The following is an 11,360-nucleotide window of genomic DNA, read 5'->3' as shown; positions in this document are numbered from 1 at the left end:
CACCGCCCAGGGGTGGCGGGCGGTGCCGGCGGACGGCCTCAGTTCATCGACAGATGTACGTGGTTCGTGTGGTCGCTGGACGGATCGCCGTTACCGCTGTTGTACGTCTTCCAACCACTGCTCGGCAGCCAGATCTGCTTGAACCAGATCACGTACAGCACGCCCAGCCGGTCGGCGTTCCGCACGAAGTACGCCGCCAGGTTGTTGCCGTACGTCCGGTCGCCGCCGGTCGCCACTCCGCCGAATCCACCCTTCTGGGCGGCGAAGTCGCACGCCTGACCCTTGGGGTGCTCGCCGCTGCCGCCGCTGCGGAAGCAGGAGACGTAGCGAGTGAAACCGGCCGCCTTGGCCTGGTTCAGCGCGTGGAGCGTGCGCGCCGTGATGCATCCGCTGGTGGTCGGGTCGTTGAGGGAGCACGACTCGTCCGGGAAGGACCCGTCGGCGTTGCGCGGCGCGGGCCTGGCCGATGCGGCGCCGCTGCCGCTGATCCCCGAGCTGGAGCCGCCGCTGTTGGCTGCCGCGAGCGCCTTCTCGGCCTGCTTCTTGCGGGTCTCCATCACCTCGACCTGCTTGCGCTGCTCGCGGATCTCCTGGTCGAGTGCTTCCTTCGCCCGGGTCTCCTCCTCGATGCTCTCCCGCAGGCCGCGCAGCTCGCGGCTCTCGTTCGCCGAGATCGTGTCGAGGGCGGCGGCCCGGTCCACCAGGCTGGTCGGGGAACCGCTGTTGAGCAGGGCGGACACCTGCCCCAGCCGACCGGTCCGGTACGCCATTCCGGCCATCTGGGCGACCCGTTCGCTCCGGGTCGTCACCTCGGTACGCAGCGTCCCGAGGCGGGTGGTCAGTTCCTTCTGTCGTTTGACGGAGTTGTCCAACTTGTTCTTGGCGTTGACGTAGCCCTTGCTGGCCGTCTGGAGCTGCTCGCGCAGGCTGTCGCTGCCTCCCTCGTCTTCACTGCTGCTACTGGGTGCCACTGCCAGCGTGCCGGGTGCTGCGTACCCGGGTGTGGCGCCCAGGGTCGCGACGAGCACGCCCAGGGTGAGCACCGTGGTTGCCACGGCGGCGAGCCGGGCTGCCGCCTTCCGGGCGGTTGTCGGGGCGCGCCAGACGAAGGTCGGAGACGTTCGGGTGGGTGCCAGGAACGGCATGACAGCTTCCTTCCGTCAGCCGCCGACCGGGTTAGCTGACGGGTTCGGGACGGAAGATCCCTACCGCTGACGCGGATGCACCCCTGGTACGTGGTTCCCCGGCTCGCGCGTGGCGATTAGGCGACGGCCCCCGCAGGCACCGAAAGGTGCCACCTAGCGAAGACCGGGGCCGAGCCTACCGGCAGTTCTCGGCCGGGGACACGTGCAGTGTTCGGGTTTGGATCCCGAATTCTCCCGTTTCGGACGGAAGTAACCGGACAAACTCGGTCGGTGACGCGCCGAAATTTAAGATGCGGCTAACTATCGGTGAGCCTCACTGGCTACCAGTCCGTGGGACCACAACCACCGGCGGCGGTCCTCGGCTCCACCTGGAGCGTGGCGTGCGAGATGTGAAAGTCCTCGCTCAGCGCCGAGCGGGCCGCGGCGAGCACGGCGGCGACCTCCGCGCCGGTGTCCAGGGTGAGATGCGCCGACGCGACCTCCATGCCGGAGGTGAGGGTCCAGACGTGCAGGTCATGCACGTCGCAGACCCCGGGTACGTCGGACAGCCGGGTCCGGACCGCGGCCACGTCGAGGTGCTCCGGAGCGGCCTGCACCAGGATGCGTACCGCGCTGCGGCCGAGACGCCAGGTGCGGGGCAGGATGAACAGCCCGACGGCCAGCGCCACGATCGGGTCGGCCCAGCGCCAGCCGGTAAAGAGGATCACCACGGCGGCGACGATCACGCCGGCCGAGTTGAGCAGGTCGCCGAGGACCTCCAGGTAGGCGCCGCGCAGGTTGATGCTCTCCCGGGCCCCCGCCCGGAGCAGCCAGAACGCCGCCAGGTTGGCCAGCAGTCCGAGCGTCGCCACCAGCAGCATCGGGCCGGCCGCGACCTCCGGCGGGTCGCCGAACCGTCGTACCGCCTCGACCAGCACGTAGAGGGCCACCCCGAACAGCAGTACCGCGTTGGCCAGCGCCGCCAGCACCTCCAGGCGGTACAGACCGAAGGTCCGCTGCGGGTCACCGACGGCCCGGCGGCCCGCCGTGATCGCGGCCAGGGCCATCCCGATCCCGAGTACGTCGGTGAACATGTGCCCGGCGTCGGAGAGCAGCGCCAGCGACCCGGTGACCAGCGCGGCGACCGCCTCGACGACCATCAGGGCGGCGAGCAGCGCGAAGGCACCCCACAGTCGTCCCAGGTGCCGCTCCGCCGCGCGGGTCAGTTGCCCCCCGTGGTCATGGCCTGCCCCCACCCGCACACCTTCCTCGCTCGGCCCACCCCGCTGTCGATACTGCCGGGCGCGGGTTGGCCGGAGAGCCCTCCTATCCAGAAAACGATAGGAAGTGGTCCGCTCCGTACCCTGCGGGGTCGGCCATCCGTCGTCCCTCGCCCCCACGGGGGTCGGTCATTCGTCGTCGGCGAGGGCGGCGACGATCGGCGCCCGGCCAGCCCGCCGGGCCGGCAGCAGACTGGCCAGTACCGCCGCCGTGGCCGCCAGCGCCGCGCAGAGCGCGAGCTGACCGATCGGTACGACCGGCAGCCCGTGCCCGTAGCTGCCGATCAGGCCCACCGCCGCCGCCGCGCCGAGGCCGGCTCCCAGGACGGTCCCGGACAGCGTCCCGACCGCCGCGACCAGTGCCGCCTCGGCCAGCAGCATGCCCGCCAGTTGCCGGCGGGACAGGCCCAACGCCCGGACGGTCGCGGACTCCCGGCGACGTTCGAACACCGACAGCGCGAGGGTGTTGCCGATCCCCAGCACCGCGATCAGCACCGACATGCCGAGCAGGGCCGCGAAGATGCCCAGCAGCTCGTCGAGGGTCGCCGACAGCGCGTCCGCCTGATCGGCGAGGCCACGGACCCGGACCGCCGGATAGTCGACCAGCACCGTGTCGAGGGCCTGCCGGCCGGCCGCGGTCGACACCCCGGGCGCCAGGTCGACGAGGAGCCGGTCCGGGCCACCCACGCCGTACGTGGCGAGGAACTGCGGCCAGGAGACCAGGGCGGCGCCGTCGGTGGGCGCGTCGTCGTACAGCGCGACCACGGTCAGCGGGCCCGACGGCCCCAGGGCGAGCCGATCCCCGATCCCGAGGCCGCGCTCCTGGGCGAACTGCCGGTTCAGCGCCACCGTCCCCGGGCCCAGTCCGGTCAGGCTGCCGGCGGTCACCTCGGGGCGGATCGGTCCGCGAAACTGCTCGGGCGGCACCGCCCAGATCCGGATCCCGGCGTCCAGCGGGGCCGTGGCCCGGCGTACCTCGGCCACCGTGGCGAACGCCGGGTCGGCCCGCAGCCGAGACGCCAGCCCGGCGGGCAGCGGTCCGCGTACCGCCGAGGGGTCGCCGTCGGTCCGGACCCGGTCGAGCACGAACTCCACCGGGAAGTTCTCGGTCAACTCGCGTCCGGCCTGGTCCCGGGCGGTCGCCAGCAGCACGCTGAACATCGCCATCAGGGCCACCCCGATGGCCAGCGCCGATGTCGTCGCCGCGGCCCGGCGCGGGTTGCGGCGGGCATTGGCGACGGCCAGCCGTACCACCGGGCCGAAGATCCGGGCGGGCAGCCAACCGACCAGCCGGACCGCCCGGGGGACCAGCAGCGGCGCCGCGACCACCGCGCCGAGGAGGACGACCATGCCGCCGCCGAGCACCAGCGGCAGCCCCGGAAAGGCCAGCGGTAGTCCGGTCAGGACGGCGAGCACGCCCACCCCGGTCAGCGTCCCGGCGAGCGCGATCCGCAGGCGCGGCCGGCGCCCGCGCCCGGCGCCGGCCTCGGTGGTGTCCCGGGCCAGCAGCGCGGCCAGCGGCGGCACCCGACCGGCGTCCAGCGCCGGCACCAGCGCCGCCAGCACCGCGACCAGGGTGCCGAAGCCGAGCGCGACCGCCACGGTCGGCCAGCGGACCACCGGCGCGTGCAGCGGGATGTCCGAGGCCACCAGCTCCCGGCCCCGGATCAGGCCGTACCCGACCAGCAGGCTCGCCAGCAGGCCGCCGAGCGAGGCGAGCAGGCCGAGGATGCTCGCCTCCAGGAGTACGGCGCCGGCGACCTGCCGCCGGGACGCGCCGACACACCGCAGCAGGCTCAGCTCCCGGGCCCGCTGCGCGCCCAGCATGGCGAAGGTGTTGTAGATCACGAACGCCGAGACGGTCAGCGATACCAGCCCGAAGCCGAGCAGTACCGCGAGGAAGCCGTCGACGTACTTCGCCGCCTGCCGGGCGAGCCGGTCCCGCAGCCCGGCCCCGGTCATGGTCTGGTGGCCCGGCCCCACCGCGGCGGCCACCCGGTCCCGCAGCTCGGCCGGATCGGTGCCGCCGGCCGCGCGGACCACCACCTGGGCGTAGTCGGTGGTACCGGTCAACGTGTCCAGGTCGGCGGGGTTCAGCGCGGCGACCGCGGACCCGCCGAAGAGCCGGTTCACCCCGAGATCGAGTACGCCGACCAGCCGCATCCGGTGTGGGGCACCCGCCTGGTCCAGCACGGTCACCGGCCCGTCCGGTACGAATCCGGCGCCGGCCACCGTCGCACGGTCCACGGCGATCTCGCCGGGAGCCCGGGGCAGCCGGCCGGCAGCCAGGTCGTACGGGGCCAGCGCGGCGACGCCGGGCACCGACAGGGCGTAGCCGATGTGCTCCTGACTCTCGATCGGCCGACCGTTCCGGTCCAGTACGCCGAGCCAGGCGATCACCCGCCCGTCCACCGCCGCCACCCCGTCCACGTCGCGGATCCGCTCGACGGCCGCCGGGGGGACGAGCCCGGTCTCCGGCTCCACCACCACGTCCACGTTCCGGGCCGAGCGGGCCAGGTCGGTGTAGAACGCCGAGCGCGCCGTGTCGCCGTAGACGAGCGTGCCGGCCAGGAAGCCGACCGCCATCACGACCGCGAAGCCGGTCAGGGCGAGCCGTACGGCGTGGGCGCGCAGACCGGCCAGGGCAAGGCGGAGCAGCGGCCGGTTCACTCCGCCGCCGGAACCGGGCAGGAGTGGGTGCCGACCGGCCCGTCGGACCGCGCCGGGCGGGCGATGCGCGGTTGGGGCCGCGCCGGGCGGGCGATGCGCGGTTGAGGCCGCCCCGGGCGGGTGTCATGCGGTCGGGGCCGGGTCGGGTGGATGTCACCGGGCTCGGGCCGCATCCGGCCAGTGTCACCGGGACCGGGCCGCCGAGGCGATCGAGATGTCGAGATGCGGACAGCTCGGCACCTGGCATCATCGAAAGCTGTTCCAGGTGACACTCGTCGATGCCCGGCGGTTGCGGGTCGCGAGGTGTGGACCGGGTCGGACCGGCCGAGGCCGCCCACCGGTCCGGGCCTGCGGCGCGGGGCCGGACCGGGCCGTGAAGGGAGCTATCAATGCGTCGCCGCCGACGTATCCCCGTCCTGGTCGCCGCCACCCTGTCCCTGGCCGCCACGTTGGTGGCCACCACCGCCGCCGTGCCTGCCGGCGCGGGGGGTCGTACCTCGCTCGGACCATCGACCATCGACCTCCCCGCCGGCTTCCAGCCGGAGGGGATCGCGATCGGCACGCTGCCGTACGCGTACTTCGGATCCCGGGCCACCGGGGCGATCTACCAGGCCAGCCTGCTCACCGGCCGGGGAAAGGTGATCAACGCTGGACCGGGCACCCCGTCCCTGGGCATGAAGGTCGACGCCCGAGGTCGCCTCTTCGTCGCCGGTGGGTCCGGCGGGGACGGCCGGGTGATCGACACCCGGACCGGACAACTGCTGGCCAGTTACCGGTTCACCGACCAGCCGAGTTTCGTCAACGACGTCGTGCTCACCCCGGACGCGGCCTGGTTCACCGACTCGACCAACCCGGTGCTCTACCGGGTGCCGCTGGGTCGGCACGGTGCCCTGCCGGCCGCCGACGGCGTGGTCCGGGTGCCGCTGACCGGCGACATCGTCTACGGCACCGGCATCAACGCCAACGGGATCGCCCGGACCCCGGACGGCAGGGCGCTGCTGATCGTGCAGTCCGGCACCGGTCTGCTGTTCCGGGTCGACCCGGCGACCGGGGTGACCCGGACGGTCGACCTCGGTGCGGAACTGCTCACCAACGGGGACGGCCTGCTGCTCGACGGCCGGACCCTCTACGTGGTGCAGAACCGGCTGAACACTCTGGCCGTACTCCGGCTGGACCGGGCCGGTGACACCGGTCGGGTGGTCGAACGCGTCACCGACGCCGGATTCGACGTACCTACGACGGTGGCGGCGTACGGGAAGCGGCTCTACCTGCCGAACGCCCGCTTCACCACCCCACCGACCCCGACCACGCCGTACACGGCGGTGGCGGTTCCGCGCCCCTGAGCCTCACGGCAGAACGGTTAAGAAGGGCCCCTTCTTCTACTAAAAACGATAAGAAGGGGCCCTTCCTTACCCGGGTTCGACGGTGGTGAGGCGCTGGGTGGCCCGGGAGAGGGCGACGTAGAGGGTGCGTGTGCCGGCGGCCGAATCGGCCCGGATCTCGGCGGGGGCGACCAGCACGACACCGTCGTACTCCATGCCCTTGGCCTGCATGGTGTCGACCACCTGGAGTCGGGGGTCGGGGGTCGGGGAGAGCCAGCCTTGGACCTCGGCCAGGCGTGGCACCGGGGCGATCACCCCGACCGTTCCTTCGACCTCGGCGAGGAGTTTGGTGGTCGCTTCGCGGACGGCTTCGGGCAGGTCGGCGGGTGGCACGGTCAGCTCCACCGGCTGTACTCCGGTGCTCCGGACCGCGACCGGCAGCGGCAGGTCGGGGAAGACCTCGCGGATCGCCCGCGCCGCCACCGCGAAGATCTCCGCCGAGTTGCGGTAGTTGGTGGAGAGCGTGAACTCGTGCCGGGGTCGCCGGCCCAGGGCCTTGTTCCGGGCCCGGGACAGCTCGGCCGGGTCGCCGGTCCAGGCGGTCTGGGCCGGGTCGCCGACCACCGTCCAGGAGGCCAGCCGGCCCCGACGGCCGAGCATCCGCCACTGCATCGGTGAGACGTCCTGGGACTCGTCGACCACCACGTGGGCGTACTCGCGGTAGTCCGCCGGCCGCTCGTCGCGCGCGGCCCGGCTGGCCCGCTGCCGGTCCGCGTAGGTGGTCACCTCGCGGACCCCGCCGATCAGTTGGTACGGGTCGCGCTTGCGACGTGCCGGCTGTGCCGGTCGACCGAGCAGGTTGTCGAGTTCGTCGAGCAGGGCCACGTCGCCGACGCTGAGCCCGTCGGTGTCCATCCTGCGGTACGCGTCGGCGAGCAGCCGGGACTCGGCGTTCGACAACAGACCGGCGGTGTACCGGCGCAGCCGCTCCGGCCGAGCGAACCAGGCCAGCACGTGCCGGGGGTGCAGCCGGGGCCACCAGGCCCGGAGGAAGTCCCGGAATTCGGACCGTTCGGCGATCTCGTCCTCGAAGGTCCGCTGGTCGGGCAGTCGACCGACCCGTAGCCGCTGCACCTGGGTCCAGAGCGCGTTGAAGATCCCGTCGAAGCCGGCCCGGCGTACCTCGTTGCGCCGGGCACCCGGCGGTAGTGCCCGGGTCCGGATCGTCTCCAGTTCGGTGGCGGTGAGCCGGAGCAGTTCGCCCCGGTACAGCAGCCGCAGTTCGCCGGGTGCGTCCGGAACCTGGTCCCGGGCCGCCCGCTCCAGCACCCGGCGCATCCGTAGCGACCCCTTGATCGCGGCGACCGCCGCCGGATCGGTGTGGCGGGCGGTCACCCCGTCGAACATCGATCCCAGCGATTGCAGGGTCGCGGCGTTCTCGCCCAGCGAGGGCAGCACCGAGGCGATGTACTCGACGAAGACGGCGGACGGACCCACCACCAGTACGCCGCCGCCGGCGAACCGGTTGCGGTCGGAGTAGAGCAGGTAGGCGGCCCGGTGCAGGGCCACCGCCGTCTTGCCGGTCCCCGGCCCGCCGGACACCATGGTCACCCCGCCGGCGGGGGAGCGGATCGCCTCGTCCTGCTCCCGCTGGATGGTGGCGACGATGTCGCGCATTCCCCGGCCGGTGGTCCGGGACAGCGTCGCGAGCAGGGCGCCGTCGCCGACCACCCGCATCCCGTCGGGCGCCGCCGCCGGATCGAGCAGGTCGTCCTCGATCCGGGTCACCCGCTCGCCGGTGGACGAGATCACCCGACGCCGTACGACGTCGCGCGGGTCCGCCGCGGTGGCCTGGTAGAAGGCGGCGGCGGCCGGCGCCCGCCAGTCGATCACGAGTGGTTCGGCGTGCTCACCGCGTACGCCCAACCGGCCGATGTGCAGCACCTGGCCGGACCGGAGGTCCAACCGGCCGAAGACCAGGCCCTCGTGCTCCGCGTCGAGGGTGTGCCGGCGCCGGGCGGCGTGGAAGACCATCGCGTCGCGTTCGACCAGCGCGCCGAAGTTGCCCACCCGGGCCAGCTGGTAGCCCTCCTTCTCGGCCAACGCGGCGGAGCGCCGCAACTGCGCCAGCCGGGCGTAGACCCGATCGAGATGGCGCTGTTCGGCTTCGATCTCCTGCTGCAGCGTGGTGTGGTCGGTCAACGCGAATGCTCCCGGAGATCGATATCTGGCCACGCCGTCGTCCGGGACCATCGGTCCGGCCGCTCGGGTGCCGCATAATTGCCAGGAAGCGAGGGTACGCCGTGCCCGCTCGGCCGGGCTCCGCCGCGCCTGGTCCGCTCGACGTCCTCGGTGTGACGATGACCGCCCGCGATGTGACGTTGGCCGCGTTCGGCGCGTTCCCCGTCGCGTCGGTGACTGGTGGTGGTCGGGCTGCCGTAGCTCACGTGCACGGTGCGCCGCGGCGGTCTTCCCGGCGTCGTGGCTGTTTCACGATCGATCTGGCGGCCTTGGCCCCGACCCGCGCCGCAGCCTTCCGGACCACCTTCGGCCGCGACATCGCCCGCTCCGTCACCGAGAGCAGTGCGGTGGTCACCTCGTCGGCGCGTTCCAGCATCAGCATGTGTCCGGCGCCCGGACACACCGTCAGTTCGGCCGACGGCAGCGCCTCGGCGATCGACACCGCGCAGGGCGGCGGGGTGAGCCGGTCCCGGTCGCCGACCAGGGCCGCCGCCGGTAGCTCGCCCAGCTCGGCGAGGGTCGCCAGCCGGCTCTGGGCGCCGATGGACGGGCGGAACCCGCCGATCGAGACCAGCGAGGCGCGGGCCACCGCCGACGTGGTGAGCCGGATGTCGTCCGATTCGCACGCGTCGCCGAAGAGCAGCCAACGCAGGGTCGGGCGGAGCGCGTAGAGCAGCGGCAGGGGAGTCCGCCAGCCGCCGCACCGGGCCAGGAGTCCGGCGCCGGCCAGCTCGGCGATCCGGATCAGCCGGGCGACCGGCCCCGGCACGCCGTAGCCGGTGTGGGTGTGGCCCTCGGCGGTGGTGGAGACGAAGACCAGGCCGGCGACCCGACGGGCGAAGTCCTCGGGATGCCGGTGGGCGTACTCCATCAGGGTCATGCCGCCCATCGAGTGTCCGGCCAGCACGATCGGGCCGGTCGGTGCCACCTCGGCGATCACCTCGGCCAGGTCGTCGCCGAGCTGCGCCAGGGTGGCCGAGTGCAGGGTGGCCGGACCGGACCTGCCGTGTCCGCGCGCGTCGTAGGTGACCACGCGTACCGCCGCGCCGAACGCCTCGCGCAGCGCGGCCACCTGCCGGTGCCAGGTACGCCCGTCCAGGGTCCAGCCGTGCAGCAGCAGGACCGTCAGGCCGGCGGTGTCGGGGCCCGACGTGTGGACATGCAGCCGGACGCCGTCCGCCAGTCGTACCGAGCCGGGGTCGGGCATGGTCACCTCCGCGTCGCACCGGGGTAAGCCGTACCCACGGGTAACAATCCTGCCCGATGCGACGTTCCCGGCGGGGCGGGTGGATCTGTCGGGTTTCCTCGTGCCGGAGCACGTCGCCGACCGTTGAGTACCCGCACCGCCCGGCGGTGAATCATCCTGATCCGAAAGACGCGTGAACGCCCCGGCACGGGGAAACCGCGTGCCGGGGCGTTACGGATGTTCGGTGGTGCGTCGCGAACCGGTCGGGCGTGAGCCGATCGGCTCAGGCCTCGAAGACGCCGGCCTCGACCAGGCGCTTCTCGCAGGTGTCCCAGCCGTCGCTCGGGTACGCGGCGGCCAGGTTGTTCAGCTCGGCGCGGATCTTGATGGCGTGACCGGCACCGGCCAGCACCCGGATCTCCTCGACGAACGCCTCGGAGTCCGTACGCAGGTGCGAGGTCTTGCCGTTGGTCAGGTTCCGCACGTAGGCGTGCTTGCCACCATTGAGCGGGATCAGGTACTTGAACTCACCGAGCACGCTCAGGGCGCCACCCTGACCGGCCTGGCCGGCGCGGACGGATGCGCGCGCGGTCTTGGACGTGTTGCTCGCCACGGCGGTACTCCTTGAATGACGTACGGGAGGACGGGAAAGTCCGAGGGGACAGCCGACGGCGAGCCGCCGGAAAAGTACTGCGCCGCCCGGCTTGGGTACTGGCCGAACTTGAGCGGCAGACGCCGCCGGGCAAATTTTACACGACAGCGGTGATGACCGGTCGGCTACCGCCGCTGACATGGGGTCCAACTACCCTCACCGGTACGGCTATTCCCCCGGGGCAGTTTCGTGAATCCCTGGCGTACCATCCGTCACAACCGTCATCATGTGTTCCAGCATCGCTCGGTGAGGCTCGCTCGGTGAGGCGAGGTCGTAGGGGAAGACGCACCTCGCTCTCCGGGAGGTCACCGTGCCAACGCGTGGCGTCGTATACGTCCACTCGACCCCACTCGCCGTGTGCCAGCACGTCGAGTGGGCGATCGCGCGCGTCCTTACCGCGCCGGTCACCCTGCACTGGACGGGCCAGCCGGTCGATCCGGCCGCCCGTCGAGCGGAATGTGGGTGGACCGGCCGGCCAGGGACCGGCGCGGAGCTGGCCGCTGCCCTGAGACAGTGGCCCATGATCCGTTTCGAGGTGACCGAGGAACCGAGTCCCGGCGTCGACGGGGAGCGGTTCATGTACGTGCCCGGTCGGGGGCTCTTCCGCGCCACCGCCGGAGCGGCCGGCGACATCCAGCTCGGCGAGGACCGACTCCGATCGATCATGGAGTCCGCCCGCGCGCCGGAGGCACTGGCGCACGCCCTCGACAAGGCGATGGGTACGGCCTGGGACGCCGAGTTGGAGCCCTACCGGTACGCCGGGGACGGCGCACCGGTCACCCTGCTCACCCGGGTCGGCTGAGCCGGTCTGGCGGCCGGACCGGGCGGCGGCGTTCCGGCACCGGCCGGACCGGGCGGCGTTCCGGCACCGGCCGAGCCGGTCGG

The 11,360-nt window shown here is 72.7% G+C and carries 8 protein-coding genes and 1 riboswitch; of the genes, 2 read left to right on the top strand and 6 right to left on the bottom strand.

The window, feature by feature from the left end; all coding sequences use genetic code 11:
• Window positions 1-38 precede the first annotated feature (38 nt).
• The 3 genes from ACFP2T_RS42310 to ACFP2T_RS42300 all read right to left on the bottom strand — a co-directional run bounded on the left by ACFP2T_RS42310 (window position 39) and on the right by ACFP2T_RS42300 (window position 5,074).
• Complete coding sequence (locus ACFP2T_RS42310) at window positions 39-1,145, bottom strand: coiled-coil domain-containing protein (protein WP_377432563.1); 1,107 nt, start codon at window positions 1,143-1,145, stop codon at window positions 39-41.
• Between the two features lie 4 nt (window positions 1,146-1,149).
• A riboswitch (cyclic di-AMP (ydaO/yuaA leader) is annotated at window positions 1,150-1,278 on the bottom strand.
• Window positions 1,279-1,465: 187 nt separating this feature from the next.
• A complete protein-coding gene (locus tag ACFP2T_RS42305) occupies window positions 1,466-2,380 on the bottom strand; it encodes a cation diffusion facilitator family transporter (RefSeq protein ID WP_377432562.1) in 915 nt (304 codons plus the stop codon).
• 153 nt (window positions 2,381-2,533) lie between these two features.
• Entirely contained in the window at window positions 2,534-5,074 is a 2,541-nt protein-coding gene (locus ACFP2T_RS42300; protein ID WP_377432560.1) for an FtsX-like permease family protein, read from the bottom strand.
• Window positions 5,075-5,463: 389 nt separating this feature from the next.
• On the opposite strand from ACFP2T_RS42300, the gene ACFP2T_RS42295 reads away from it, so the two are divergent.
• Window positions 5,464-6,417 (top strand): SMP-30/gluconolactonase/LRE family protein, encoded by a 954-nt coding sequence (locus ACFP2T_RS42295; protein WP_377432558.1) that lies wholly within the window; start codon window positions 5,464-5,466, stop codon window positions 6,415-6,417.
• A gap of 66 nt (window positions 6,418-6,483) precedes the next feature.
• Here ACFP2T_RS42295 and ACFP2T_RS42290 read toward each other — a convergent pair whose 3' ends face one another.
• The 3 genes from ACFP2T_RS42290 to ACFP2T_RS42280 form a co-directional block, all read right to left on the bottom strand.
• The gene (locus ACFP2T_RS42290; protein WP_377432556.1) at window positions 6,484-8,598 is read right to left on the bottom strand and encodes a HelD family protein; all 2,115 of its coding nucleotides are present in this window, start codon (window positions 8,596-8,598) and stop codon (window positions 6,484-6,486) included.
• 241 nt (window positions 8,599-8,839) lie between these two features.
• Entirely contained in the window at window positions 8,840-9,844 is a 1,005-nt protein-coding gene (locus tag ACFP2T_RS42285) for an alpha/beta fold hydrolase (RefSeq protein WP_377432554.1), read from the bottom strand.
• A 262-nt stretch (window positions 9,845-10,106) separates the two neighbouring features.
• Window positions 10,107-10,436 carry a hypothetical protein gene (locus ACFP2T_RS42280; protein ID WP_377432553.1) on the bottom strand — a complete coding sequence of 110 codons (330 nt, stop codon included), beginning with the start codon at window positions 10,434-10,436 and terminating at the stop codon, window positions 10,107-10,109.
• Window positions 10,437-10,785: 349 nt separating this feature from the next.
• On the opposite strand from ACFP2T_RS42280, the gene ACFP2T_RS42275 reads away from it, so the two are divergent.
• Window positions 10,786-11,277 (top strand): DUF3145 domain-containing protein, encoded by a 492-nt coding sequence (locus tag ACFP2T_RS42275; protein WP_377432551.1) that lies wholly within the window; start codon window positions 10,786-10,788, stop codon window positions 11,275-11,277.
• The last annotated feature ends 83 nt before the right edge of the window (window positions 11,278-11,360 follow it).

It is taken from the genome of Plantactinospora solaniradicis (assembly GCF_042658085.1).
Taxonomy (GTDB): domain Bacteria; phylum Actinomycetota; class Actinomycetes; order Mycobacteriales; family Micromonosporaceae; genus Plantactinospora; species Plantactinospora solaniradicis.
Note: the sequence above shows the minus strand (reverse complement) of the source record. Positions and strands in the feature narration are given on the sequence as shown.